Annotated in this window: 26 protein-coding genes; 5 read left to right on the top strand and 21 right to left on the bottom strand. The window is 56.9% G+C overall.

All coding sequences use genetic code 11. The features are described from left to right. Positions 1-25: 25 nt before the first annotated feature. The 16 genes from LZ634_RS16535 to LZ634_RS16460 form a co-directional block, all read right to left on the bottom strand. Positions 26-580, bottom strand: a complete 555-nt coding sequence (locus tag LZ634_RS16535; RefSeq protein ID WP_320673465.1) for a fimbrial protein — start codon at positions 578-580, stop codon at positions 26-28. 607 nt (positions 581-1,187) lie between these two features. Then, positions 1,188-1,496, bottom strand: coding sequence for a hypothetical protein (locus tag LZ634_RS16530; RefSeq protein ID WP_234507203.1), 309 nt, complete (start codon positions 1,494-1,496; stop codon positions 1,188-1,190). 430 nt (positions 1,497-1,926) lie between these two features. Then, the gene (gene catA / locus LZ634_RS16525; protein ID WP_234507201.1) at positions 1,927-2,853 is read right to left on the bottom strand and encodes a catechol 1,2-dioxygenase; all 927 of its coding nucleotides are present in this window, start codon (positions 2,851-2,853) and stop codon (positions 1,927-1,929) included. A 39-nt stretch (positions 2,854-2,892) separates the two neighbouring features. Further along, the gene (gene catC / locus LZ634_RS16520) at positions 2,893-3,171 is read right to left on the bottom strand and encodes a muconolactone Delta-isomerase (protein ID WP_234507199.1); all 279 of its coding nucleotides are present in this window, start codon (positions 3,169-3,171) and stop codon (positions 2,893-2,895) included. Between the two features lie 11 nt (positions 3,172-3,182). After that, complete coding sequence (locus LZ634_RS16515) at positions 3,183-4,295, bottom strand: muconate/chloromuconate family cycloisomerase (protein ID WP_234507197.1); 1,113 nt, start codon at positions 4,293-4,295, stop codon at positions 3,183-3,185. A gap of 27 nt (positions 4,296-4,322) precedes the next feature. Then, positions 4,323-5,573, bottom strand: a complete 1,251-nt coding sequence (locus LZ634_RS16510) for an MFS transporter (protein WP_414467747.1) — start codon at positions 5,571-5,573, stop codon at positions 4,323-4,325. Positions 5,574-5,657: 84 nt separating this feature from the next. Further along, complete coding sequence (locus LZ634_RS16505; RefSeq protein ID WP_234507195.1) at positions 5,658-6,146, bottom strand: flavin reductase; 489 nt, start codon at positions 6,144-6,146, stop codon at positions 5,658-5,660. Positions 6,147-6,156: 10 nt separating this feature from the next. Beyond that, positions 6,157-7,089 carry a PDR/VanB family oxidoreductase gene (locus LZ634_RS16500; protein WP_234507194.1) on the bottom strand — a complete coding sequence of 311 codons (933 nt, stop codon included), beginning with the start codon at positions 7,087-7,089 and terminating at the stop codon, positions 6,157-6,159. Positions 7,090-7,100: 11 nt separating this feature from the next. Then, positions 7,101-7,835 carry an SDR family NAD(P)-dependent oxidoreductase gene (locus LZ634_RS16495; protein ID WP_234507193.1) on the bottom strand — a complete coding sequence of 245 codons (735 nt, stop codon included), beginning with the start codon at positions 7,833-7,835 and terminating at the stop codon, positions 7,101-7,103. 10 nt (positions 7,836-7,845) lie between these two features. Then, on the bottom strand, positions 7,846-8,328 hold the full coding sequence (locus LZ634_RS16490; RefSeq protein ID WP_234507191.1) for an aromatic-ring-hydroxylating dioxygenase subunit beta: 483 nt from the start codon (positions 8,326-8,328) through the stop codon (positions 7,846-7,848). Beyond that, positions 8,329-9,639 (bottom strand): aromatic ring-hydroxylating oxygenase subunit alpha, encoded by a 1,311-nt coding sequence (locus tag LZ634_RS16485; protein ID WP_234507189.1) that lies wholly within the window; start codon positions 9,637-9,639, stop codon positions 8,329-8,331. Next, positions 9,629-10,183 carry a nuclear transport factor 2 family protein gene (locus tag LZ634_RS16480; RefSeq protein ID WP_234507188.1) on the bottom strand — a complete coding sequence of 185 codons (555 nt, stop codon included), beginning with the start codon at positions 10,181-10,183 and terminating at the stop codon, positions 9,629-9,631. Before LZ634_RS16480 ends, LZ634_RS16485 begins: the two co-directional genes overlap by 11 nt. Before the next feature lie 8 nt (positions 10,184-10,191). Beyond that, on the bottom strand, positions 10,192-10,551 hold the full coding sequence (locus LZ634_RS16475; protein WP_234507186.1) for an IacB protein: 360 nt from the start codon (positions 10,549-10,551) through the stop codon (positions 10,192-10,194). Between the two features lie 22 nt (positions 10,552-10,573). After that, positions 10,574-11,701, bottom strand: coding sequence for an acyl-CoA dehydrogenase family protein (locus LZ634_RS16470; RefSeq protein WP_234507184.1), 1,128 nt, complete (start codon positions 11,699-11,701; stop codon positions 10,574-10,576). Between the two features lie 100 nt (positions 11,702-11,801). After that, entirely contained in the window at positions 11,802-12,926 is a 1,125-nt protein-coding gene (locus LZ634_RS16465) for an amidase (RefSeq protein ID WP_234507182.1), read from the bottom strand. 333 nt (positions 12,927-13,259) lie between these two features. Continuing rightward, on the bottom strand, positions 13,260-13,733 hold the full coding sequence (locus tag LZ634_RS16460) for a MarR family winged helix-turn-helix transcriptional regulator (RefSeq protein ID WP_234507181.1): 474 nt from the start codon (positions 13,731-13,733) through the stop codon (positions 13,260-13,262). Between the two features lie 256 nt (positions 13,734-13,989). On the opposite strand from LZ634_RS16460, the gene hpaX reads away from it, so the two are divergent. Then, the gene (gene hpaX / locus LZ634_RS16455) at positions 13,990-15,393 is read left to right on the top strand and encodes a 4-hydroxyphenylacetate permease (RefSeq protein WP_234507179.1); all 1,404 of its coding nucleotides are present in this window, start codon (positions 13,990-13,992) and stop codon (positions 15,391-15,393) included. A gap of 39 nt (positions 15,394-15,432) precedes the next feature. Here hpaX and LZ634_RS16450 read toward each other — a convergent pair whose 3' ends face one another. Then, complete coding sequence (locus LZ634_RS16450) at positions 15,433-17,553, bottom strand: TonB-dependent siderophore receptor (RefSeq protein WP_234507177.1); 2,121 nt, start codon at positions 17,551-17,553, stop codon at positions 15,433-15,435. A 162-nt stretch (positions 17,554-17,715) separates the two neighbouring features. Continuing rightward, on the bottom strand, positions 17,716-17,970 hold the full coding sequence (locus LZ634_RS16445; RefSeq protein ID WP_052285463.1) for a GlsB/YeaQ/YmgE family stress response membrane protein: 255 nt from the start codon (positions 17,968-17,970) through the stop codon (positions 17,716-17,718). 269 nt (positions 17,971-18,239) lie between these two features. On the opposite strand from LZ634_RS16445, the gene ycgR reads away from it, so the two are divergent. Beyond that, complete coding sequence (gene ycgR / locus LZ634_RS16440) at positions 18,240-18,971, top strand: flagellar brake protein YcgR (protein WP_234507176.1); 732 nt, start codon at positions 18,240-18,242, stop codon at positions 18,969-18,971. On the opposite strand, the gene emtA is transcribed toward ycgR, so the two are convergent. After that, positions 18,972-19,583 (bottom strand): membrane-bound lytic murein transglycosylase EmtA, encoded by a 612-nt coding sequence (emtA, locus tag LZ634_RS16435; protein WP_234507173.1) that lies wholly within the window; start codon positions 19,581-19,583, stop codon positions 18,972-18,974. Positions 19,584-19,676: 93 nt separating this feature from the next. Here emtA and ldcA point away from each other — a divergent pair, with 93 nt between their 5' ends. Both ldcA and LZ634_RS16425 read left to right on the top strand, forming a co-directional pair. Next, positions 19,677-20,591 carry a muramoyltetrapeptide carboxypeptidase gene (gene ldcA, locus LZ634_RS16430; protein WP_234507171.1) on the top strand — a complete coding sequence of 305 codons (915 nt, stop codon included), beginning with the start codon at positions 19,677-19,679 and terminating at the stop codon, positions 20,589-20,591. Positions 20,592-20,686: 95 nt separating this feature from the next. Continuing rightward, positions 20,687-22,420 carry a potassium/proton antiporter gene (locus LZ634_RS16425; RefSeq protein WP_234507169.1) on the top strand — a complete coding sequence of 578 codons (1,734 nt, stop codon included), beginning with the start codon at positions 20,687-20,689 and terminating at the stop codon, positions 22,418-22,420. A 91-nt stretch (positions 22,421-22,511) separates the two neighbouring features. On the opposite strand, the gene dadX is transcribed toward LZ634_RS16425, so the two are convergent. Together dadX and LZ634_RS16415 are read right to left on the bottom strand one after the other, a co-directional pair. Continuing rightward, entirely contained in the window at positions 22,512-23,582 is a 1,071-nt protein-coding gene (gene dadX / locus LZ634_RS16420; RefSeq protein WP_234507168.1) for a catabolic alanine racemase DadX, read from the bottom strand. A 9-nt stretch (positions 23,583-23,591) separates the two neighbouring features. Continuing rightward, positions 23,592-24,908 (bottom strand): D-amino acid dehydrogenase, encoded by a 1,317-nt coding sequence (locus LZ634_RS16415; protein ID WP_234507166.1) that lies wholly within the window; start codon positions 24,906-24,908, stop codon positions 23,592-23,594. A gap of 320 nt (positions 24,909-25,228) precedes the next feature. Between LZ634_RS16415 and LZ634_RS16410 the strand changes: the two genes are divergently transcribed. Continuing rightward, positions 25,229-26,761: a SpoVR family protein gene (locus tag LZ634_RS16410; RefSeq protein ID WP_234507165.1), complete on the top strand. Its 1,533-nt coding sequence runs from the start codon at positions 25,229-25,231 to the stop codon at positions 26,759-26,761. Positions 26,762-26,782: the final 21 nt, after the last annotated feature.

Genomic DNA, 26,782 nt, shown 5'->3' with positions numbered 1-26,782 from the left:
CCGTGGCATCTTATTTCCTGAAGGGTTACTGGTAGGTGACGTTAAAAGTCGCCGTCGCGTCTACGTCACCAGCACTCAGCGTGCCGGATGTCGCGATATAGTCCGCAGTAAACGCCATGGTGTTGTTGCCATCGATAAGGGTGGCTGCTTTCGACTCTTTCCCCAGATCCAACGCAGTACCGTCAGTATCATAGAGCTGCACGCCGACACCCTGCGCACCACCGGCACCCGCCGTGTTATCCAGTACGCTCGCGTTACCGGCAGCGGCCGGGCCGTTAAAGGTCACGGATGCCTGAGTCGAAACGTTGGTATCGCAGTCGGTCAGCTTGATGCTGAACGGGGTTTTCTGGTTAGCCACGTTGCCCTCAGTCGGGGTATCGCCAAATGCCGCCAGACGAACCTGCCCCATATTGACCGTTTGGTTGATGGAGTCTTCCGCTACGGCACAGGCTGCGTTAACCACAGCGCCGGTAAAATGAACGGAGCCACCGGTTACCGTGACGGGCCCGGTTCCACCACTGATGCCAGCAGCCATTGCAGAGCCGCCAACCATCATTAATGCCAGCGTCAGTCCTTTAATCGTAAAATTTTTCATGCTCATTGCCCTTGAATAGTCAAACCGAATATTTCCCTGATTTTCAAGACAAAAAGGGAACGTTCCCATTTAATTAAATAAATAGTATGTGAAGTCATTAGAATTTAAACCGCGTTGCCCACAGTACTCGCTATAAATAATATTTTGTCATCGGATCATCCTGACCCGACGCCGCTAATTATCTACAATATGATTAATCTTTTACAACGCCGTTTTTATCCGATACTGGACAGTGCGCTTTTAAATTGACAAGTAACCCTTAGAACAAAAAATAACAGGTGATTGTTTTTTAAGGATTATCTCGTTAATGGAAATGTTAATTTTTATGGTTTAATACCACCAAGGTGTTATTTGATCAGTGCGTAAAATGCCTATATCATTCTCTTTAGATATATTTTATCGAGACCGAAAAACGCATAAATTTTAAATTATTAAGAGTGGTGTGTATTTCAGAATATTTCTTTTGGGCCCGATATTTATCCCTTTAGCCGTTACTGATTTATTAAGTAAATGTTCTTATTTGGTGAAAAGGAAAAGACCTAAAATGTGCGCCAAAGTCAGCCTTCCCCTGGGGATGAGGAAGGCAAAAAACTCACAGATAGGTGATCGTCAATTCCTGGAGCTCAGGATGACCGTTCAATGAACGCTGAGTGACGGTAGCGATGCCCGGCATCGCAGAGATGTTGCCGATTGATTTAATGGCAACATGCTGAATGTGGTTGACGCCATTGTAGTAGCAGGAAATCTGTGCCTGCGAGCGCTGGAGCGCAACCCCGCAGCCCCCTTCCACGACCTGGCCGATAAAGCGAATTTTCCCGGAGCTAGCTCCGTTTTGCGCCTGCGCCACCGTGGCAAACGCCAGACCCATTACGGCGAGAAAAATGGTACGTACTGTTTTCATATTCTGACCCCACATCCTGTGAGTATTGTTAATATCGGCAACACCGCCAATGATCCTTTTACATCAACGCTATTTACATATTTATCGCTAAAACAAACGAGTGCTGAATTGACTATACCGCTCTGCGCCCTTCCCGGGTATCCGTCATTCTTCGTATTCATCGACATTGCTTATGATTACCAATCACTATTCGCGGTTAAGGATGAACTCATCCATAAGACAATGGCGAATAATTGGCCTGAATGCTGATATTGGTGGGACCGTAAGAGGTGATTAAATTGGCTAAAAAACCACCGGGAAATGTCACATTCCTGATATTTCACCGCCTAAAGATCCCCGCCTGTAACGCTATTATCCGGCAATGGCAAGATATGAACACTGTCATAAGGACAATCCCAGGGCGAGGTATTACCTCACCCTGGGCCGTCTTTTACTCCATCACGCGCGCGCGCTTAATCCGGCTCTCTTCAGTCGTTTGAGCGGAGTCCACCAGCGTGAAATCGAAGCTGACTTCAGTATGCGGCTGGTTAATTTTACGCGCCTGCGATAACTGCTCATCGGTGATTTTCACCGGATCGGCAATCAGCTCTTCGCGGGTGGCAAACGCAAAATCGTCCCACAGATAGGCATCGCCGTTGAGGTTAATCTGCGTGGTCAGGTGCTTATAACCCGGTGCAGAGACGAAGAAATGCACGTGCGCCGGACGATTTCCGTGACGGCCTAACTGGGTCAGCAGCTTCTGGGTTGGGCCATCCGGCGGGCAACCGTAGCCGCATGGCACGATGCTGCGCACCGCATAACGGCCATCGGCACCGGTCTCCACGCGGCGGCGCAGGTGATATTCGCTCTGGGATTGATCGAAGAACGAGTAGCCGCCCAGGGTGTTGGCGTGCCAGATATCGACAATCGCCCCGGCTACCGGGTTGCCTTCTAAATCGCGCACCTGGCCGTGCAGCCACATTGGCTCGCCCGGCTCGCTGCCGTCATCCATTCGCGCGTACTGCTGGCTGAGCGGCGCGCCTGCCACATACAGCGGCCCTTCGATGGTACGCGGCGTGCCGACATCCTGACCGGTTGCGGCTTCTTTTTCATCGGCACGCATATCCAGATAGTGCTCAAGCCCCAGGCCCGCCGCCAGCAGCGCGGCCTCTTTGCGTTCGCCCAGCTCGTTTAAATAGTTCACCGCCAGCCAGAACTCTTCATCGCTGATATCGAACTTCTTGATGGTCTGGCACAGGTCGCTCAGTACCTGATGCATAATGGCCTTGAAGCGTTCGTTGCCCTGTTCGGAGTTTAAGCCGCTGCTGATCGCCAGCAACGATTCCAGTTCGGTCTGTTTTGCAGGATTCACTGACATTGCATATTCCTCTTTTTTGTAGGGTAAGGTTTGTTGTTGTTAGTTCACGGCGGAGGGATGTCGGCACAGCGGCTGCACCGAAATCGCCATAAAGGGATACAGCGGTAGCCCGGTCAAAATATCGTGCAGCTCCTGGTTGTCGGCGACGTCAAAGATGCTGACGTTGGCGTAAAGCCCGGCGACGCGCCAGATATGCAGCCACTTGCCTTCGCGCTGCAGGCGCTGCGAGTAGGCTTTCTCCTCGGCTTTGATAGCATCGGCCTGGTCTTTGGGCATAGACGCCGGAATATTGACGGTCATTTCAACTTTAAACAGCATGCGGATGTCCTCTATTTTCGGGCGTAGAAACGCAATTTATCGTCATCGATTTCCACGCCCAGCCCCGGCCCCTGCGGCAGCGTGACCTGCCCCTGGCCGAAGGCGAGCGGCGTCACCACGATGTCGTCTTTGAGCAGCAGCGGCCCGAACATCTCGGTGCCCCACTGCATTTTCAGGGTCGACCAGGCGTGCAGCGAGGCCACCGTTCCCAGCGAGCCTTCCAGCATGGTGCCGCCGTACAGCGCAACACCCGCGGCCTGCGCCACGTGCGCCAGCTTCAGCGCCTGCGCCGGGCCACCGGCTTTGGCAATCTTCAGCGCATAGGCGCCGGTAAAGCCGCCGTTGGCCAGCGCGTAGCCATCGTGGCTGGTCGCCACTGCTTCATCGGCCAGAATCGGCAGCGTGAAACGCTGGCTCAGCGCGATAAGTCCCTGCCGGTCCCACAGCGGGATCGGCTGCTCAACCAGAGCAATACCGCCAGCCTGCAGCTGGCTCATACCTTTCACGGCGGTGGTGAAATCCCACGCCTGGTTGACGTCAACGCGAATGCTGACCTCATCTCCCAGCGCGGCTTTGATTGCCAGCGCGTGGCGGACATCGGTCGCCAAATCGCGGGCACCAATTTTCAGTTTGAAAGTGTCGTGCCGCCCTTCCGCCAGTAGCCGTTTTCCTTCGTCGATATCTTTCGCGGTGTCACCGCTCGCGAGCGTCCACAGCACCGGCAGGCGATCGCTAAGCGCACCGCCCAGCAGCGCGCTGACCGGCACGCCCAGCGCTTTGCCTTGCGCGTCGAGGAAGGCGGTTTCCAGCGCCGATTTAGCAAAGGTGTTGCCCTTCACGCTGGCATTCATCGTTTCGGCAAGCGCCGCCACGCCGCTGAAGGTCTGCCCGCACAGCAGCGGCGACAGATAGGTTTCAATCGCCAGCTTCATCGCTTCCGGACTTTCCGCGCCGTAGCTCAGGCCGCCAATGGTGGTCCCCTCGCCCCAGCCGACCACGCCGTCGGCACACTGCATGCGCACAATCATCAGGGTCTGGCAGCCCATCGTCGCCATCGACAGCTTGTGCGGGCGAACGGTGGGAATATCCACCAGCCAGCAGGCCAGTGATTCAATCGTTAACATCGGTTGCTCCTGCAAAGAAAAAAGGGATCAGGGTGTTGTTTTGCCCGATGGCAGGCTGCGTAGTGCGATCCACGCCAGCAGCGCGTAGGCGATAAGCAGCAGCGAAACCGGCCACGAAGCGTCGAAGGCCATCAGCAGCGCTACTGCCAGCATTGGCCCAAGTCCACCGGAGAAAATCGAGCCAACTTCATGCCCCAGCGCAAGGCCGGAATAGCGCACGCGCACCGGGAACAGATCGCTCATGATGCACGGCTGGGTGCCAATCATCGCGCCGTGACAGACCGGCAGGCCGAGGAACATCGCCAGCAAAATGTAGCCGTAGCTGCCGGTAGACAGCAGCCAGAAGAATGGGAACGCCATCACCAGCAGGCCAATCACGCCGATGTAGTACACCGGTTTTAAGCCAATGCGATCGGACAGCGCCCCCCAGAACAGAATCGAGAAAAACTCGACCAGCATGGCGAGGGTGACGGCACTGATTATCTCCCCGGTGCCAATGCCGATATGTTTGGCGTACACCACCGAGAAGGTGAAGAAAATATAGGACGCACCGTTTTCCGGCAGGCGCAGCGCAATGGCCTGCAGCAGCGCTTTCCGATGGTCACGAACCAGGATCAGCAGCGGGATCTTCTCGTGCTTGTCTTCAGGTTTGGCCTGGGTAAAGGCTTTGCTCTCGCGAATGTTTTTGCGGATATAGACGCCCACCAGGAAGATGACGATGCTCAACACGAACGGTACGCGCCAGCCCCAACTCATAAAGTCGCTTTCCGGCAGCTGCTGCACCAGATAGAAGGCAAACGCCGACAGCACAAAACCACCGGAGACGCCCATCTGGCTCCACGCGGTGTAGAACCCGCGCTTTTGCTCAGGGGCATTTTCGCTGAGCATGAGCACCCCGCCGCCCCACTCGCCACCGGAGGCCACGCCCTGGAGAAAGCGCAGAATAATCAGCGCCAGCGGCGCCCACAGACCAATCTGCGCGTAGGTTGGCAGCAGACCAATGACAAAGGTGGTCGCCCCCATCAGCGTCAAGGTCATGATCAGCGTCATTTTGCGGCTATAGCGATCGCCAAGATGGCCGAAAACAATGCCGCCGAGCGGCCGCGCCAGGAAACCGACCGCAAAGCCGGAAAACGCCAGCAGCGTGCCCTGCAGCGGGTCGCCGCCTACCGGGAAGAACAGTGGGCCAAACACCAGCGCCGCCGCGGTGCCGTAGAGGAAAAAGTCATACCACTCCAGCGCATTGCCCAGCACCGAAGCCATCACCAGCTTGCGCATCTGTTGCGCATCGTGGCGGGTCTCGGCGGGCGTGACTACGGTTTCAGAAACGACATTACTCATCCGGCATCCCTCTTTACATGGTTATGCTTCGTGACCGACGGCGTGATAGCGACGGTTGAAATAGACCAGCCCGCGCGGCTGCTCGCTGATGCGAATCGCCTGCACCCGGCAGTAGAAGACCGAATGGCTGCCCACTTCGTGGCAGTCATCGATCAGGCAGTCGAAGCTCGCCACCGCCGAGCTGAGCACCGGCGCGCCGCTGGCCATCACCTGCCAGCTGTCGTGGCAAAACCGTTCTTCCGAACGCAGGTTAGCGTTGGCAAATACACCGGACAGCGCCTGGTGATCGCTGGAGAGCACGTTGACGCACAGCGTGCCGTTTTGCTTAAAGTGCGCGTGGGCGAATGAATTACGGTTCATACACACCAACAGCGTGGGCGGCTGGTCGGTCACGCTACAGACGGCAGAGGCGGTAAAGCCAAATTTACCCGCAGGGCCATCGGTGGTGATAACCGACACCGCGCTGCCCAACTGCGCCATGGCGTTACGAAATTCGGTTTGCAGAGTCATTAGAAGATCCTCAAAGATCGATAATCAGACGGGCGCTTTTCGCCCGGGAACAACACAGCAGAATCTGATCGCCATCGGCCTTCTCATCGTCGGTCAGATAGTGGTCACGGTGATCCGGTTCGCCTTCCAGCACGTCGGTCAAACAGCTGCCGCAGATCCCCTGCTTACAGGAGACGCAGACCTTCAGCCCCGCCAGCGCCAGCGCTTCGACGATGGTTTGGTTGGCGGCAACCTGCACGGTAATGCCGCTGGTCGCCGCCACCACTTCAAACGGCTGGCCGCCGGTTTCCACCTCGGCGCTAAAGCACTCCTGGTGAATTCGATCCGGGTCGTAGCCCTGCGCGAGCGCGCGTTCATGAACGGCATCCATTAACCGCGCCGGGCCGCAGACGTAAACATGCGTTCCTTCCGGCACGTCGCACAGCACCGCGTCGAGGTTGATACGTTGTTCATCGCTACAGTGCAGATGCACCTGCGGCGCATAGGCCGAGGCTTCCAGCTGCGGGAGAAACGCCGCCTGATCCCGCGTTTTTGCGCAGTAATGCAGGCTAAACGTGCGTCCGGCGGCCAGCAGCTCTGCCGCCATCGCCAGCATCGGCGTAATGCCAATCCCCCCGCCAATCAGCAGGCTGTGACGCGCCTTCTCGTCAAGCGCGAACAGATTGCGCGGTTCGCTCACCGCAATGGCGTCACCTTCGCGCAGCGCATGCACCGCCAGTGAGCCGCCCTGCGATTGGCTGTCTTTGAGCACGCCGAGCTGATAGAAATGCCGCTCCTGCGGGCTGCTGCACAGCGAATACGGGCGCAGCAGATCGTCGCTCAGCTGCAGGTCGATATGCGCCCCGGCGGTAAATTCGGGCAGCGCCCGTCCGTCGGCATGCGCCAGCGTCAGCAGCACCACCTCGCCGCGCAGTTCGCGGCGGACTACCTGTAATGTCAGCATCAACCTCTCCTTTAGCGCATAAACAGCCCGCCGTTGATGTCCCAGGTTGCCCCGGTGACAAACGACGCGTGTTGAGAGGCCAGCAGCGCCACGGCGTGGGCGACAAATTCCGCCTCGCCGAGCGCGCCTACCGGGATCATCTGTAGCAGCCCGGCCATTTTCTCTTCCGGCACCAGCGCGTGAACGGTCGGCAGGTCCATCGGCCCCGGTGCGATGGCGTTAACGGTGACGCCGGATTTCGCCAACTCGCGGGCAAAGACTTTGGTCAGCGTCAGGATCCCGCCTTTCGACGCCGCATAGTGCGCCCCGGAAGCGGTGCCGCCATTTTGCCCCGCCAGCGAGGCCAGGTTGATGATTCGGCCGTAGCCGCGGCTGGCAAAATAGCGCCCCATCGTCTGGCAGCCGACAAAAGTGCCGCGCAGATTGGTGGAAATCACCCGGTCAAACTCATCAACGGTAATGTCCATCACCGGCGTCGCCAGCGTCAGCGCGGCGTTGTTGACCAGCACGTGCAGGCTGCCAAAACGCGCCACGCTGGCGTTAAGCGCGGCGTCAAAATCGCGCGGCTGGCGAATATCCAGCCCCAGCGCCAGCACGTTGTGGCTGTCCAACTCAGCGGCGGCGGCTTCGGCGCGGGCGGCATCAACGTCGGTCAACACCACCTGATACCCCTGCGTCAGCAGATGGCGGGCGATAACGTTGCCCAACCCGCTGGCCGCGCCGGTGACTAATACGGTTTGCGTCATAAACGGCTCCTTACAGGATGTAACCGATGCTGTGCAGCACATCGTCGCTGTTGACCAGGCGGATCACTTTCTGGCTTATCCGCCAGCCGTCGGCCTGCGGCTGCAGGTGCCAGGTGATATCGGCGGCATAGTGGCGGCTATGGCCTTTGCGGTGTTCCCACAATGACTGTGCGCCGCGCACTACCACTTCGCTGTCGCTGGCCTCCAGCAGGCGAAAACGCGACAGCGTGCGCAGGGTTCTGGCACGCGGAGTGGTCGAGATAGACTCGCCGCTGTACAGGCGTTTCACCCGTTTAGCGCGCATTTCGTGGTCGTCACAGGCGTAGTTGAGGGTGTTTTTGAAATCGATCTCCTGCGGATCGATTGGCACCACGTACAGGCCGTCGGGCTGCCACAGATCCAGCCAGGCATTGAATTCGCCCTGATCGAGGAGATCGCCTTCGAGGTTAATCACCGCGATGGCCTTAAACAGTACAGATTCAGCGGTCGTCATTTATTCCATCTCCGTCATCAGTTTTTTCCACTGCTGATAGGCAGCGCGCATCCCGGTCTCGGCGCTGACATCGCTGCGCAGACCGTCATCGGTGCGGTATTCGCCCGCCAGGCCGCGGTTGAGCATGATCCACAGATCGTCCCCGGCGGTGGCGCCGCGCTGAACGCGTTCCCACGCTTCCGAGTCATCCGGCGTGCCGAAGCCCATCGGCCCCTGGAAGTGCTCGTGCAGACGCAGGCGCGCCTGATTGGCGATTTCCGGGCCGCCGTCCATGGTTATCACCGCGTGGTGAATTTCGGTTTCATTGACCGACAGCGGTTGCAGGACGCGGAAGAACGCCATCGAGCAGGCGATGTTGGGGAAGATATTGAGGTTGAAGCCGGAGCCGCCGACCGCACGCACGATACGGCGCACCTGGTCTTCATCGTGGTCGGCGCGCAGGGCCTCGGCCAGTTCATTAAAACGCTCCGGGATCGGCGCATCGAGATTGGCTTCCAGATCCACCAGTTCCGGGATCATCACCATCACGCTGTGGCCGTTGCCGAGATCTTCGACGTAGCCGCTGCCGTCGACAAAGTTGAGCATCTCTTCGGTCTGCTTATCGACCGAGCTTAAGAACGAGCGGTGCACCACCGGGAAGTGGTAGCCGTCGGTGGTGTTCTCGAGCTGGATTTTCCAGTTGCCCGGGAAGCGGAATCGATGCGCCGGGCCGGTTTTAATCGGGTAGCCCGCGCCCTGCTTCATAAACAGATCCATCCACTTTTTCGCCGCGCCGAGGAAATCTTCCAGCGGTTCAATACGATCGTTAAAGGTGGCGAAAATCATTCCCGCGTACTGTTCGGTGCGCAGTGATACCAGCCCCAGCTCGCCTTTTTCCAGCTGGTCGGCGTAGCTTTCCGGATGCGGCACGCCGCGCAGGCTGCCGTCCAGCGCGTAGCCCCAGCCGTGGTATGGGCAGACAAAGCTGTTGGTTTTGCCGCTGCGGTGTTCGCACACGGTGGCCGCGCGATGGCGACAGCGGTTCAGCAGCGTGTGTACGGTGCCTTTACGATCGCGCACCACGATAACCGGCTGGGTGCCGATCTCGGTGGTTTTAAAGCTGCCGGTGTCGGGGATTTCGCTGGCGTGCGCTACCCAAACCCAGGTTTTGCCGAAGACTCGGTCCAGCTCCAGCGCAAACAGCTCTTCGGAGGTGTACAGCGAGGTGTGTACACGGTCGTGCTTCACCAGCGATGCAATCTCTTCGCGGCTCGGCGCGTTGGGCATCGTAGTATCGATATTTTTCACATTAATGAGGTGGTCACACTGCATGTCCATTCTCCTGCACGTCTTCGACGGTCTGATGGTTTTCCGGCACCGGGAGCGTGTCCTCGGCGTGCCAGTGGCTTACGGGTCGGCTAAACAGGTTGCGGGTGGTGAAATGGTGCATCACCATCTCCCCCGCTTCGCGCCGAAAGGTGACGTTGATTTCAGCGGCGTTGAGATGCGCGCCGCCGGCGCTAAACGCCGAGGTTTGCAACATCAGCCAGCGGCCGTGCAGCTCGCCGTCGGCCGATGCGCTAAGCGCCTCGGAGCACAGAAAATGCGCGTTCATGGCGAAGTGGGCCGGTTTACGCACATACCCGGCCATCATGGCGATAATCGCCGCGCGCCCGACATGACGCCCCAGGCGCGTGGCATACGGTTCGCCCACCCCTTCCCAGCAGGCATCGACGGTGAACAGTGCGCCGATGGCGCGTACGGTGTCGCTGTCGTCGAGCCGGTCGCACAGGTGCATGTACTGGCTTATGCTCACGCGGGCGGCCTGCTGATCTTCGAGCTGCTGTAAGCGCTGCGCATCCTGAGAGGTCATCATCGACTCCGTTAGCTCTGAATAATCAGTTCGCGGCCAACGCGGGCCTCGATTTTGCAGTACTTCCACAGCTTGCTACCGCCGTCGCCAACGGGCGTGGTGCGGAACAGGTTGCAGACGGCGGCGACGTTCTCCAGCGCCTGAGCGTCGGCCAGCACGTAGGTAGTCCACGGGGCGGTGGTCGACGGGCCAACCATCAGTTGGTCATCGTCCATGTTGCCGATAACGGTGATCCCCGGCGTTTCATCAATGCCTTTCATCATCACGCCGAAAGCGGCCCACACCTGCTTGGCTTCCGCCGCGCTGGCATCGAAAAAGTTCTGGTTCACGCCGATGCAAAACAGCACGCGTAAGGTTGTGGTCTGGCTCATCTGATGCTCCTTAAGTTAAAAATCACAGGTAGCCGGGCTGCGGCTTGCCACCGAAGAAGACGGTGCCTGCGTTGAGATATGAGAGATCGCCCATAAAGGCGTGTTGGGTAATGACCATGGTGTCGCGCACGTAGCGCTGCAGCGGGCTGGTCATGGTGACGCCGCCCATGCCGTTTAACGCCAGCGCCTGACGCGCCACGTCGGCGGCCACGCGCGTCACGTGAGTCGATGAAAGACGCAGCGCGTTAATCTGCTCGCAGCTGGCGTCATCGCCGGACAGCAGCTGTTGCCAGACATCGTCGATAGCGTCATAGAACCAGGCGCGGGCGGAACGTAAGTCCGCCTCGCAGCGGGCAATTTGCATCTGCGCCTGCGGGCGGTCGGCCAGACGCGGCGCGCCGGTCACCGACTGCTGGCGATGGGCAATGGCGTAGATTTCGTTGAGCGCCGCACGCGCCACGCCAAGCGCCACCACTGACAGCACCTGGGTAGCCAGCGACAGCACCGGATAGCGGTACAGCGGGCCGTCGAGATTCAGCGCGCCGCCGCGAATAAAGGTCCACTCCTGCGGTACAAACACATCGTCCACCAGCAGATCGTGGCTGCCGGTACCCGCCAGACCGACGGTGTTCCACACCGGATCGATCTGCACGCTGGCACGCGGTAACACCGCCATGCGCGGCAGCGGCTGTTCGCTGTCTGGCAGAATGCCGACGCCGAGTACCGAGGCGCCCATACGGCCGCTGGCAAAGCTCCAGCGCCCGCTGACCCGGTAGCCACCATCGGCCTGCCGCGCCTTTTGCGTGGGGAAAATACCGCCGGCGAAGACCACATCCGGGCCGTCACGATAGAGTTCTTTCAAGGTATCGACCGGCAGCGCACCGAGATAAAACGGGCTCATGCCGAAGCTTGCCACCCAGCCTGCTGAACCGTCGGCGGTGGCAATCTGCTCAATCAGCTCACAGAACTGCGCCGGGGAACACTCGTCGCCACCGTAAATTTTCGGCACCAGCGCACGGTAGACGCCGACCTGTTTAAAGCGGCTGATAATGTCGTCAGAAATATGACGTTGATGCTCAAAATCCTGGCTACGAGTCGCAACTTCGCTTAACAGCGGCTCTAGCGCTTCACGGGCGTGGACGGCAGACATAGCGTTCTCCGGTTGTGGTCGCGGCGGGCGCAGAGCGCACGAGGCCGCAATGAGTCGAACTCACTGAGTCATCAGGAATAAAGAAAAAGAGAGTGTGCGGTTAGCGACGTCGTCGCGCGGTCAGCCACTCGGCGGCTTGCACCAGCAGCCCTTCAGCCCCTTTACGGGCCACCAGCTGGAGGGCAATCGGCCTGCCTTGCAGTTCGCCTGCCGGAAGCGTCAGCGCCGGGTGCCCGCTGAGGTTGAACGGGCGTACCAGGCGAGTCAGGTTGACCACGCTCAGAGGATCGGCCGCTTCGGCAAGCGTCGGCGGCAGCTCCGGGAGCGTAGCCAGCGCCAATAAAGGGTTTTTCTCCAGCAGCGCATCGACATCGGCGGTAAAGCGCTGGCGGATCTGTTCAGCTTCTTCCAGCGCCTGCTGGCTGACCGTTTCACCGGCGCGAATACGCGTGGCAACATCCGCAGACACCGCGCCAGACGTCAGTAATGGGCTAAAGGCCTGCCAGTTTTCATGGCTGATAATGGCGATGCCGGCGCGGTGCGCATCGGCAAGCGTGGGCAGTTCTGCGCGATGCGGCTGCACGCCCGCATGGGCAAGGAATTGCGTCAGCAGCGCATCGATTTCCGGCAGCGCGGCGGCAATAAAAGCCACCTCGGGAAGATCGGCAAGAGGGGCGGCAACCGGCAGATTAAGGTGATTCAGCGCCAGGCGCAGGACATGGGCATCGCGGGCAAACAGGCCGACGCAGTCCAGCGAGCTCTCGGCGGGCAATACGCCTTCGCGGCTGAGCACACCGTAGCCCGGCTTCAGCCCGAGAATACCGCAGCAGGCGGCAGGCATCCGCACCGAGCCGCCGGTATCGGTGCCCAGCGAAAAGTCGACTTCACCGGCAGCGACAACCGCCGCCGAACCGCTGGAGGAGCCGCCGGGGATCAGCGCTGGATAGAGAGGATTGACCGGCGTACCGCCCCAGGCATTAATCCCGGTGACGCCAAACGCCAGTTCATGCAGCGTGGTTTTCCCCGCCAGCCGACAGCCGCTGGCGAGAAGCGTTTCGACCACGCCGGCGTGCTGTACTGCGGCGGTCGTTTCCGCCAGCGCCGGACAGCCCGCCTGAGTGCGGTATCCCGCCACGTTGAGGGTATCTTTGACGGCAAAACTAAGCTCTCCCTCACCGAGGGTAAAGCGTTCGACAAACCCATTGCTCTCGTAAACTGGCTGCATGATTAACACCTTAACCAGAAAAAATGAATCATATTCAGGCGAGCAGTCGATGCTGCTTTTTTGTCCTGAGTTGCGTTAAATCAATACTGGCAAATTTAGATGAATATTCAAGTAATATTTCACGCTAATTTTACGCGCACGCAACAATTCATTAACCTTTAAAAGACCATGGTTAATCTCGCAGTTTGATGAAATATAAAGCAAATTAGTGCATATAGGCGGGCATGGCCTGCGAAGTGAATTTCGCAGGCCGTGTTTAAAAGGTGTTTATTTACAGGTGGTTATAAATATTTTCTACGCGAGTCACAATTTTGTCATTGTGGCGGTGAAGGGTCAGAGTTCGTTGAGATTATCGAGGACTCTGGCCAGCGACTGGTTCATTTTTTCAACCTGACTGGCGCTCATTCCTTTAAAACCTTTATCAAAAATCTTGCCCACCAGCGGCATGGCTTCCGCCACTTTCTGCTGCCCGGCTTCGGTCAGCATCACCACCGTTACGCGGGCATCGCGCTCGCTGCTGGCGGTGGTCACCAGGCCGTCATCGCGCAGGCGGCCAACGATTTTGGTCACGGTAGGCATTTTCGCCAGCGCATATTCCGAGATTTGCGAAATGCTCGCTTCGCCATACTGGTGGGTGATCATCAGCACGCGAAAGCGCGATACGTCTAGCGCTATCTTTTTGAGGGCGATTTCTACGGTCTGGGTGTAGCGCGCATAGACGTTAACAATCCAGTAGAACGGAAACTCTTCCCGGTGAAACTCGGTCTCATCAGACAGACCGGCAGGATTCTTCTTTGTCGGACTCATGCGTTTCCTTACCCCAAATGCAACAGATTTGCCGATTATACCCTGTGTCTGTGCGCCCGTCCTGACACCATTACGTCCACTCCGCTTCCCTCTTGCATGTTTACGCGACACAGATCGCATTATGATTCATAAATGCCACACACATAACAATTACGTATCATTTTTTACACACAAAATTGACACTCATCATGGCTATTTTCTATACGTTAGCAGCCTGTACCTCACTCATACTAATAAACACAATGTGGAGCTTTTGATGAACGATAGCCCTTCTACGGAACAGACCCGCTCCGGGCCGCAAACCTCAGCGCAAATACCGCTGAATCCCCGCCAGCAGGCGGTTATCAATAAACTTTTTCGCCGTCTGGTCGTTTTTTTGTTCGTGCTGTTCGTCTTCTCCTACCTCGACCGCATCAATATCGGTTTTGCCGGTCTGACGATGGGCAAAGATCTCGGCCTAACCAGCACCATGTTTGGGCTGGCGACTACGCTGTTTTACGTGATGTACGTGGTCTGCGGGATCCCCAGCAACGTGATGTTGACTATCGTGGGCGCGCGGCGCTGGATTGCTATCCTGATGATCGTCTGGGGGATTGCTTCTACCGCCACGCTGTTCGCTACCGGGCCGAATAGCCTGTACGCGCTGCGCATGCTGGTGGGGATTGCCGAAGCGGGCTTCCTGCCGGGCCTGCTGTATTACATGACCTACTGGTTCCCGGCGCACTACCGCGCCCGCGCCAATGCCCTGTTTATGATTGCCATGCCGGTGACCATGGCGCTGGGTTCGCTGGCGTCCGGTTATATCCTCAATATGGACGGCATGCTCAATTTGAAAGGCTGGCAGTGGCTGTTCCTGCTGGAAGGTTTCCCGTCGGTACTGCTGGGGCTGGTGGTCTGGTACTGGCTGGATGACAGCCCATCGACCGCAAAATGGCTGACCGACGACGATAAAGCCTGTCTCAACGAGATGCTGGAAGCCGATAAACAGCAGGCGCTGCAAACTCAAAACGCCATTGCGGCGGCCTCGGTGGGGCAAAAAAGCGTGATGCGCGAGCTGTTCACGCCGGTAATTATTCTCTACACCCTCGCCTATTTCTGTCTGACCAACACCCTGAGTGCCCTGAGCGTCTGGACGCCGCTGATTTTGCGCAGCTTTAACGCCGAAAGCAGCAACGTCACCATCGGATTACTCAGCGCCATTCCGCAGGTGTGTACCATTGTCGGGATGATTTGGTGGAGTAAACGTTCCGATCGCTACAACGAGCGTAAGCTGCATACCCTGCTGCCGTATCTGTTTGCCGCCGCCGGTTGGATTCTCACCGCCACCAGCCCGAATCCGCACCTGCAGTTTACCGGTATTGTGATGGCATCGATGGGGGCGTTCGCGGCGATGGTTATTTTCTGGACCACGCCGGACAGAGCCCTGTCGCTGCGCGCTCGCGCGCTGGGGATTGCGGTGATAAACGGTACCGGGATGACCGGTGCGGCGCTGGGGCCGTTGCTGATGGGCTGGATGAAAGATGTCACCGGCAGCTTTAACGCCGGGATCTTTATGGTTGCCGGCTTCCTGGTGCTGGGAGCTATCATCGTGGCGTTTATTCCGATGAAGACCGTGGCGAAACCGGTGATGAATGCCGGAACCGCGCCAGAGTCGGCGTAAAGGATTGTCCGGGCGATAAAAGTCGCCCGGACATTTCACTTAGAAGGTGTAGCTCGCCCCGACCTGTACCGTACGGTCGCGGCCAATCCAGCAGTTGCTGCTGTCATAGCAGGTAAACGTCTCTTTATTGGTCAGGTTCTGCGCGCTGGCTTTGAGCATCAGCCCGCTCAGGCTGCTGTCCACCGCCGACATATCGTAAGAGAGCGACATATCGTACTGCGTGGTGCCCCCCAGCTTCCCTTCATCGTTAGCCTGTGAAATCTCCATCGGACCGGTATAGCGCACCCCGCCGCCTACGGTCAGCCCGCGCACGATGCTCTGGTCGAAGGTGTAATCGCCCCACAGATTAAACGCATTTTCCGGTACCTGAGTCGGGCGTTTGCCCTGATAGGTCTCGTCTTCGGTGTTGATGGCGTGGGTATAGGCATAGTTGGCTATCAGGTTAATGTTGTCGGTTGGACGGCTAATCGCCGACAGTTCCGCACCGTTCGACTCAATCTCCCCGGTCTGGTGGTAGTTCCAGCTTGGGTCAGCGCTCAGCACGTTTTTCTGACGAATATTAAACACCGAGGCGGTAAAGGTCGTGGCGTAGTCAGCCAGCAGATACTTCACGCCGCCTTCCAGTTGTTTACTGGTGGTCGGTTTCACCTGATCCGCCGTCAAGCCACGGGCCGGTGAAATGGGTTTGAAACCTTCCGAGTAGCTGATGAACGGCGAAATACCGTTGTCGAAGGCATACAAAACGCCCAGGCGTTTGGTCACGCGGTCTTGCGAGATCCACTCTTTCTGGTCGCTATTGAGGTAGTCGGTGGTGCCTGACTGGTACTCGTCGTAGCGCAGGCTGGCGAGGATATTCAGGCCGCCGTAGGCAATTTGATCCTGCAGGTAATAGCCTTTCTGGTTATAGGAAAGTCGGTTTTTCTGTGCAGTATAAAGACCTAATGCATCTTCATGGACTAGGCCAAAATCCGGATTGCGCATATCAAGATTTGGCGGTGGAGTTAAATAGTTTGAATAGCGGTAGTGGTAATGCGAGTTCAGCTTCTGATAGTCAAACCCGGCCAGCAGATGGTGCTGCCAATCGCCCAGCGCCAATGTGCGCGTGAGCTGGTTATCAATGTTAAAGCTGTGCAGATCTTCATCGGTGGTATAGGCCGCACGGCTGATGTCATAGACCGCCGTCGCGCTATTGCCGGTGGAGTAAACGCTCTGCTGATGGGTGTCGATATCAAAGTAGCGCGCTTTCTGTGCAATGCCCCAGCCGCTGTCAAACTCATGCTCGAAGCTATAGCCAATCATCCATTGGCGCTGCTTGAAGCCGCTCCAGTCATCACCGGCAAAGGCGCGTTTATCCGCATATTGGGAGCGGAGATAGGAGAGCGGCAGCGGGTTCGACGGCGTCAGGCTCGGGGTGTTTTGCGCCAGCGCGTCAATGGTCAGGCGCGTTTTGTCGCTCGGCTGCCAGGTCACGCTCGGTGCCAGCAGATAATCTTCATAGCGAGTGGTATGCGGCTGATCGTCGCCTTCGGTGGCTTTGCCCAGCAGGCGGTAGCTCCAGTCGCTGTCGGCGAGCTGTCCGGTGGAGTCGATGTAACCCTCTTTCAGATTACGGGTACCGGTGTTAAAACCGATTTCTGTCCGCGGGGTGGTCTGCGGCTTTTTACCCTGAATGTTCACCAGCCCGCCCGGCGAACCGTTGCCGTAGAGAACCGACGACGGCCCTTTCAGAATATCGACGCTCTCAATCAGCAGCGGATCGATCCGCGCTTTGGTATTGCCGGTGACGTTATACGGTAGCTGTAGGCCGTTGTAGTATTCGTTATCGACGCTAAAACCGCGGATTTTATACTCGCTCATGTAGGTGGTGCTGCCGCGTGATTCGGTGGACACCCCCGGTGCATAGCGCAGAATCTCGTTCACCGAGGTGGCGTGACGCTCGCTGATTTCATGCTGACTAATGGTGTTGATGACCTGCGGTGTTTTACTTTCCGGTACCGCCGACTTGGTGGCACTGTTGGTCCAGCCGGGCAGTTCACTCCCCTCACCGTTTGCCGAACCGGTGACCACCATGGTCGATTCCTGGGCAGCATACCCCTGTGTTGAAAGTGCTAGCGCAATCATCCCGGAAAGCGTACAAACGCGAAGACCTGTCTTATTCATTATGTGTGGCTCAAATCAAATAAAGAACGATAATTATTATCATTAATATTTGTAATTCAACGCCAAAATAAACAGGGCTTTAGGAGTGTGATGCAGGTAACAGATTTGATGAAACGACAACGGCCCCTTTCGGGGCCGTTGTAAGGTAAAACGCGGGAAACATTATTCGCGGCGAATCAGGCGGAATACCGCCAGTACAACAATGGCGCCCACTACCGCTACCAGGAAGCTGTGCAGATTAAAGCCACTGACGCTGCCGCCAAGACCAAACGTGGTCGCTAACCAGCCACCGACAACGGCACCGACAATACCCAGGATACAGGTGAGGAAGAAACCACCCCCATCACGCCCCGGCATAATCAGTTTGGCAATAACACCGGCAATCAGACCAAAAATAATCCAGGCAATAATACCCATTTTTCCCACCTCTTCAGTTCCATTAACACCAATAAAAGCGCCGTCATTCTGCGCCGCTAATGTTTCAAGTATAGGTAATTGTTCTTAAAAAGCCTGGTTCGCCGATGATATTTTATGCAGATAAATACGAATATTGACGTAGGCACTGCCTTAAGTGCTTTACGCAGCCGAAACCGATAGAAATGTTAAAAAATTTTACGAGGAGGCTGAAGTTCTGTTTTTCAACGCCGATAGATAATTGAGAGTCTGCCATTCAGGAGCCATTCCCGGTGAGTGAGCACAACACACAGTTTCTTAAGCAAAACCCGTTAGCGGTATTAAACGTTCTGCGCGATCTTCAGCAGGCTAACGCCGCGCTGCGCGTGAGCTGGTCTTCGCGCCAGTTTATTAGTCGTATTCTCGACGTCAGCCAGCAGCAGTTGATTATCGACTTTGGCAGCCGTGAAGAAGATAACAATGCCGCCTTGTCGGCGAATAATATCGCCATGGTTGCAGAAACAAATGGCGCCAAAATCGAATTCACGGTGCCACGAATGCAGGTGGAGAATTATCAGGGCCTGCCCGCCTTCGTGATGCCGACGCCACCTGCGGTATGGTGTATCCAGCGCCGTGAGTATTTCCGTATTCCGGCCCCGCTGTATCCGCCTTATTACGGCTGTGCCGCCCTGCCGGATAAAAGTACGCTGCGTTTTCGTCTGTTTGATTTGTCGCTAGGTGGGATGGGCGCTTTGCTGGACGCGCCGCCGCCGGAGATGCTGGTTCCGGGAATGGAGCTTAGAGAGATTGAACTGGATATGGGGCAATGGGGGCGTTTTCGCTTTGACGTCCAGCTGCTGGCCATCAGCGAGCGCAAAGTGGTCGACAGTAAGAATGAGACGATTGTGACGCCGCGCCTGAGCTTCCGTTTTCTGTATATGAATCCGGTGTTGGAGCGCTCGCTCCAGCGAATTATTTTTTCGCTGGAGCGTGAAGCGCGCGAACGGGCAAATAACGTTCGCTGACTACATGGCATCCATGGCTTTCTGTACTTTCCAGATATAGCGTGGCGCCTGAGGCGCAGGATGGTTCTTCACTACGTGGTCGAAGAATTCATCCGCGTCCAGATCGTTAATTTTAGAAATCGCCTTTTTCCTGTCGGACGAGAAGGTGCGCAGCAGCGCGCCCGCGCCGTTGGCATAGGAAACGACCAGCGCATACTGCATAACTTCAGGATCGGTAATCCCCGCCAGCGAGCCGTGTTCCAGAATGCTCAAATAAGCCGCGCCCATTGAGATATTCCGCTCCGGGTTTTTCAACTCACTGGTCGACGGCTGACCGCTCCAGCCCATGTGGCGATAAACATCCAGACCCGACGTTGACGCTTTAAGCTGCATCAGCCCCACCGCATTAGATTTACTCACCAGCGTCGGATTACCGCCGGATTCTACGGCAATAATGGCGGTGATAAGGCGCGGGCTGACGCCCCAGGCGGCACCGGCTTTTTCAGTAATTGGCATCCACTGCATTGCGCGTTTCACCGGAACCTCAGGATTCCACGGTGGATTGCGGTAATCCGATTTAGAACTACACCCGGCAAGTAATACAATTAAAAAAGCAAACCATCTTAATTTCACGCATCTATCCTTTTAGCTGAACTTTGCTGCCGTTAATGACAACCACTGGCTCAGGCGGCATGATACCCGTTTCATTCTCAGCAAGGAAATGCCATGTCTTCGTTTCATCTCATCGCCCCGTCCGGCTACTGCATCAACCAGACCGCCGCACAGCGTGGCGTTACGCGGCTGGAAGCGTCCGGGCATCAGGTGGCGAACCAGCAGGTGATTCCTCGTCGCAGCCAGCGTTTTGCCGGAACCGAGGCCGAGCGGCTGGCGGATATTAACGACCTTGCCACGCTTAGTGGGGAAAACCAGATTGTGCTGGCGGTGCGCGGCGGCTACGGCGCCAGTCGTCTGCTGGAGAGCATTGACTGGCCGTCGCTGATAGCCCGCCAGCAGCGCTCGCCGCTGTTAATCTGCGGCCACAGTGACTTCACCGCGATTCAGTGCGGTTTGTTAGCCAAAGGCAACGTCGTGACCTTTAGCGGTCCTATGCTGGCAGGCAACTTCGGCGCAGAAAACCTCGACGACTTTACCGAAGAACACTTCTGGCGCGCGCTGCGCAGCCCTACCTTAACCATCGAATGGGACGGCGACGGGCCACAGTGCGCCGCCGAGGGAACGCTGTGGGGCGGAAACCTGGCGATGATCGTCTCGCTCATCGGTACGCAGTGGATGCCGGAAATCCGCGATGGCATTCTGGTGCTTGAAGATATTAACGAGCATCCGTTCCGCGTTGAACGCATGCTGTTGCAGCTGCTGCATGCCGGTATTTTGCCGCGCCAGCGCGCCATCGTGCTGGGGAGTTTTACCGGGGCTAGCCCGAATGATTATGACGACGGTTATGATTTAGCCACCATGTACAACTACCTGCGTTCACGGCTGTCGATTCCGGTCATTAGTGGGCTTGATTTTGGCCACGAGCCGCGCACCGTGACCCTGCCACTGGGCGCCAACGCGCAGCTTATGCACAATCAGGGGCATTCCTCGCTGATGGTCACCGGCCATCCGGTATTAGCCGAATAAAAAACAATAATCACCGCTTATTAATTCAATGTTTGCGCACTAATTATGGTAACGTTTTGTAACTAGCTTGTACGTTATCGGGGAGTGCGTGAACATTGGACGCCGCGGCAGTCATTAGTCTCTTTATTTTGGGTTCGGTCTTAGTAACCTGCAGTATTCTCTTAAGCTCATTTTCTTCTCGTCTTGGTATTCCAATTCTGGTTATCTTCTTAGCCATCGGCATGCTGGCGGGCGTTGACGGCATCGGCGGCATCCCCTTCGATAACTACCCTTTCGCCTATATGGTGAGTAACCTGGCGCTGGCGGTTATCCTGCTGGACGGCGGGATGCGCACTCAGGCCAGCTCCTTTCGCGTCGCATTAGGCCCGGCATTATCGCTGGCCACCGTTGGGGTTCTCATCACGTCGGGACTCACCGGGATGATGGCTGCCTGGTTATTCAATTTGAATATGATGGAAGGAATGCTGATTGGCGCAATTGTCGGCTCCACCGACGCCGCGGCGGTATTCTCACTGCTTGGCGGTAAAGGGCTGAACGAACGCGTGGGGTCGACGCTGGAGATTGAATCCGGCAGTAACGATCCGATGGCGGTGTTTCTCACCATTACCCTGATTGAGATGATCCAGCAGCACGAAACCGGCCTCAGCTGGATGTTCCTCGTGCACATCATTCAACAGTTTGGCCTCGGTATCGTGATTGGTCTTGGCGGCGGCTATCTGCTGCTGCAGATGATCAACCGTATCGCCCTGCCCGCCGGGCTGTATCCGCTGCTGGCGTTAAGCGGTGGGATCATGATTTTCGCCGTCACCACGACGCTGGACGGTAGCGGTATTCTGGCGGTGTACCTGTGCGGCTTCCTGCTGGGCAATCGGCCTATTCGCAACCGCTTTGGCATTTTGCAGAACTTTGATGGCCTGGCGTGGCTGGCGCAAATCGCCATGTTCCTGGTGCTGGGCCTGCTGGTGACGCCATCGGATCTGTTGCCGATAGCCATTCCGGCGCTGCTGCTCTCCATCTGGATGATTTTTATTGCTCGCCCGCTGTCGGTCTTCGCCGGGCTGCTGCCGTTCCGCGGCTTTAATCTACGCGAGCGCACCTTTATCAGTTGGGTTGGGCTGCGCGGTGCGGTACCTATCATTCTCGCCGTATTCCCGATGATGGCTGGCCTTGAAAATGCGCGGCTGTTCTTTAACGTCGCCTTCTTCGTGGTGCTGGTGTCGCTGCTGTTGCAGGGAACTTCGCTGTCGTGGGCGGCGAAAAAAGCCAAAGTCGTGGTGCCCCCGGTGGGCTGGCCTATCTCCCGAGTTGGCCTGGATATTCACCCGGATAATCCGTGGGAACAGTTCGTCTACCAGCTCAGCGCCGACAAATGGTGCGTGGGGGCAGCACTTCGCGATCTGCATATGCCGCAGGAAACGCGCATTGCCGCACTGTTCCGCGACAATGTGCTGCTGCATCCAACCGGCAGCACGCGTCTGCGGGAAAACGATATTCTGTGCGTCATCGGCCGTGAACGTGACCTGCCATCATTGGGCAAAATGTTCAGCCAGTCGCCGCCGGTCGCACTCGATCAAAGTTTCTTCGGTGACTTTATTCTCGAAGCCGGGGCTAAGTTTGCCGACGTGGCGCTGATTTACGGTCTGGACGGCGGCGAGGAGTTTCGTGATAACCAGCAGTCGCTCGGCGATCTCGTAGAGCATTTGCTCGGTGCAGCGCCGGTGGTCGGTGACCAGGTCGAGTTTGCCGGTATGGTGTGGACGGTCGCAGAGAAAGAAGAGAACCAGGTGCTGAAAGTCGGCGTCCGGGTCGCAGAAGAAGAGAGCGAGTGATTGCTGTTGGCCGGATAGCGTGACGCCAATCCGGCCAACCAATGACGTTCTGCCCAAAAGCCCGGTTGGCATCGCGCCACCGGGCAATAAGTTACACTGTCACGACAGGAACGCGCGGCGCAACCGCACACATCAACTCGTAGCCCACCGTTCTGGCGCTGGCCGCCACTTCATCAATCTTAATTTCCTTACCCCACAACTCAACCGGGGTGCCGATCCCAGCTTGCGGACACGGCGTTAAATCCACCGCCAGCATATCCATCGAAATCGCCCCCACCGTCCCGGTGCGAATGCCATCAACCAGCACCGGTGTGCCGTTGGCGGCAATACGCGGGTAGCCGTCGGCGTAACCGCAGGCGACGATACCAATCCGCTGCTCTTGCGTCGCCCGATAGCGGCTACCGTAGCCTACCGCACCCCCCGGTTTTAGCGTCTGAACGCCGATTATCTCGCTGCTTAGCGTCATCACCGGCTTCAGGCCGCTGTTGGCGATGTCCTGCCACTGACCTGACGGCGATGCGCCGTACAGTACAATCCCCGGGCGCACCCAATCAAAATGCGTTTCCGGATGCCATAGCGTGGCCGCCGAGTTGGCTAGCGAGCGTGGGCAATCCAGCCCTTCTGCTGCCTGCTCAATCCGCTGCATCGGTTCGGCTACACCATCGGTATTTTCCGCCTGCGCGAAATGCGACATCAGGGTCATTGAGCCGACGTTGCTCATGCCACGCAGCTGCTGCCAGACGGTGTGTACCCGCTCCGGGGCAAACCCCAGGCGGTTCATGCCGCTGTTCACCTTCAGGTAAATATCGATGGGTGAATGCAGTCGCGCGTTTTGCAACGCCTTAAGCTGCCAGTTGCTGTGGACGCTGGTAGTCAGGCGATACTTATCAAACAATTCCAGTTCATCGGCATGGAAAAAGCCTTCAAGCAGCAGAATTGGCCCTTTCCAGCCGCGCTCGCGCAGCAAGATGGCCTCTTCGAGATTGAGCATCGCAAAGCCGTCGGTTTCTCGCAGGGCATTCCAGACCCGCTCTAATCCATGTCCATAGGCGTTGGCCTTCACCACCGACCAGATACGGGCATTGCCCGCCGCCCGGCGGACAATGGCTAAGTTATTACGTAACGCCTGTAGGTCGAGGCTGGCAAGCACGGGACGTGACATGCGTTCTCCTTATTGGTGTGCGCCATGCAGGTGCTGCGCGCGGGCGGGCGTGAATCCCGGTGAATAACGAGCCACGCTCAGATCATCATAGGGAATGGCCGGGGTGCGGCCAGACATCAAATCGCTGAGCAACTGGCCAGAGCCGCAGGACATGGTCCAGCCTAGCGTGCCGTGTCCGGTGTTGAGCCACAGGTTTTTAAACACCGTTTTACCAACGACCGGCGTACCGTCAGGCGTCATCGGACGCAGCCCGGTCCAGAAGGTCGCTTCGGCGATTTTACCGCCGCGTGGGAACAGATCCCCCACCACCATCTCCAGCGTTTCCCGGCGCGGTTGCAGCAGTTCAGTATTGAAGCCGACAATTTCCGCCATCCCGCCGACGCGAATGCGGTTATCAAACCGGGTGATGGCAATTTTGTAGGTTTCATCAAGGATAGTCGAAACCGGTGCGCCGCTCTCTTCTACAATCGGAATCGTCAACGAGTAGCCTTTTAGCGGATAGACCGGAATATCCACCAGCCCTTTGAGCATCGCCGTTGAATAGGAACCAAAGGCCATCACGTAGGCATCGGCAGTCACGACTTCATCGCCGCACTTCACGCCCACGATACGGCCACCGTCCTCAATCAGGCTGTCTACCGGTGTATTAAAGCGGAACTGGACGCCCGCCTGTTCGGCCATTTTCGCCAGCCGCTGGGTGAAGAGCTGGCAGTCACCGGTTTCGTCATTGGGTAGACGTAGCCCGCCGGTTAGCTTGTGCGCCACGTCGGCCAGCGCCGGTTCAACTTCAGCAAGCCGGGAGGCCTCCAGCAGTTGATACGGAACGCCCGCGTCTTCCAGCACCGCGATATCGCGGGTGGCGCTCTCGTATTGCTGAGCGGTACGGAACAGCTGCAAGGTGCCGCCCTGGCGGCCTTCATAGCTGATACCGGTGGTGTCGCGCAGAGTTTTCAGGCAATCACGGCTGTATTCGGCGAGGCGGACCATCCGCCCTTTGTTTTCCATGTAGTGGCGCGTGTCGCAGTTACGCAGCATCTGCCACATCCATTTTAACTGGAAGCCGGTGCCATCGAGGCGTATCGCCAGCGGCGCGTGGCGCTGGAACATCCATTTAATCGCTTTTAACGGCACGCCTGGTGCTGCCCAGGGCGCGGCGTAGCCCGGTGAGATCTGCCCGGCGTTGGCGGCGCTGGTTTCTAACGCCGGCCCCGCTTCGCGGTCAATCACCGTAACCTGATGCCCTGCCTGACTTAAATCCCCGGCGCTGGNNAAATACCCGGCGCTGGTGACGCCCACGACTCCACTTCCCAGTATGACAACGTGCATAGCCACTCCAGAATCAGTAAAAGAACAATCATCTAATTACAAATTGATAACCTAGATGAAAATATTATTCAACATAGGCTTTTTTTATGGTGACTTACCTCACAGAGTGCCCACGGTGCGGGGATAGCGAGAAATTGCGATCTCCTGCTGCCCGTTATTTTTTGTCAGCATAAAATCCTGCAAAGGAGGCAAATAATCGTCCAGAAAATGAATTAATCATGAAGAAAAAAAATGCTGCTTGTTACAGATTTTCTGCGGTGTTCTATTCTTTATTTGAGGCTCTCCACACAGAGAGAGTCGCCAACAATGAGGGCGCGCTAATGGCTACGATTGACTCGATGAATCAGGACGCAACTCGTCTGAGCGATGGACCCGACTGGACGTTTCCGCTGCTTGAAACCTACCTGGCGGAGATCGACCGGGTAGCGAAGCTGTATCGACTGGACACCTATCCGCATCAAATCGAAGTCATTACCTCCGAGCAGATGATGGATGCCTATTCCAGCGTAGGGATGCCGATTAACTACCCGCACTGGTCATTTGGTAAAAAGTTTATCGAGACCGAGCGCCAGTACAAACACGGGCAGCAGGGTCTGGCGTATGAAATCGTCATCAACTCCAACCCGTGTATCGCTTACTTAATGGAAGAGAACACCATTACCATGCAGGCGCTGGTGATGGCGCACGCCTGCTATGGCCACAACTCTTTCTTTAAAAATAACTATTTGTTCCGTAGCTGGACCGATGCCAGCTCCATCGTCGACTATCTGCTGTTTGCGCGTAAATACATTACCGAGTGCGAAGAACGTTACGGCGTTGACGAAGTGGAACGGTTGCTCGACTCCTGTCATGCGCTGATGAACTACGGCGTTGATCGCTATAAACGTCCGCAGAAAATCTCACTGCAGGAGGAGAAAGCGCGCCAGAAAAGCCGTGAGGAGTATCTGCAAAGTCAGGTGAATATGCTGTGGCGCACCCTGCCGAAGCGCGATGAAGAGAAAGCTTCTGAGGCGGCACGCCGTTATCCTTCTGAGCCGCAGGAAAACCTGCTGTACTTTATGGAGAAGAACGCGCCGCTGCTGGAGCCGTGGCAGCGCGAGATCCTGCGTATTGTGCGCAAAGTCAGCCAGTATTTTTACCCGCAGAAACAAACCCAGGTGATGAACGAAGGCTGGGCGACTTTCTGGCACTACACCATCCTCAACCATCTGTACGATGAAGGGAAAGTGACCGAGCGTTTTATGCTGGAATTCTTACACAGCCACACCAACGTGGTATTCCAGCCGCCTTACAACAGCCCGTGGTACAGCGGAATAAACCCTTACGCGCTGGGCTTTGCCATGTTCCAGGACATTAAACGTATTTGTCAGAATCCGACCGAGGAAGACAAATATTGGTTCCCGGACATCGCAGGTTCCGACTGGCTGACGACGTTGCATTTTGCGATGCGGGATTTTAAAGACGAGAGTTTTATTAGCCAGTTCCTGTCGCCGAAAATCATGCGTGATTTCCGCCTGTTCACCGTGCTGGATGACGATCAGCATAACTATCTGGAAATTTCGGCCATTCACAATGAGGAAGGTTATCGGGAGATTCGTTCGCAGCTCTCCTCCCAATATAACCTCAGTAATCTGGAGCCGAATATTCAGGTGTGGAACGTTGATCTGCGCGGCGACCGTTCGCTGACGCTACGCTACGTGCCGCATAACCGCGCACCGCTGGATAAAGGCCGTCGCGAGGTGCTCAAGCATGTACAGCGCCTGTGGGGCTTTGACGTGCATCTGGAACAGCAGAACGCTGACGGTAGTATTGAGCTTCTGGAGCGCTGCCCACCGCGTCCTAACTCGCTGTAGCGGCTAAATGCAAAACACCCC

Origin of the sequence: Kluyvera intermedia (assembly GCF_021440345.1) — a bacterium.
GTDB lineage: Bacteria > Pseudomonadota > Gammaproteobacteria > Enterobacterales > Enterobacteriaceae > Kluyvera > Kluyvera intermedia_A.
Note: the sequence above shows the minus strand (reverse complement) of the source record. Positions and strands in the feature narration are given on the sequence as shown.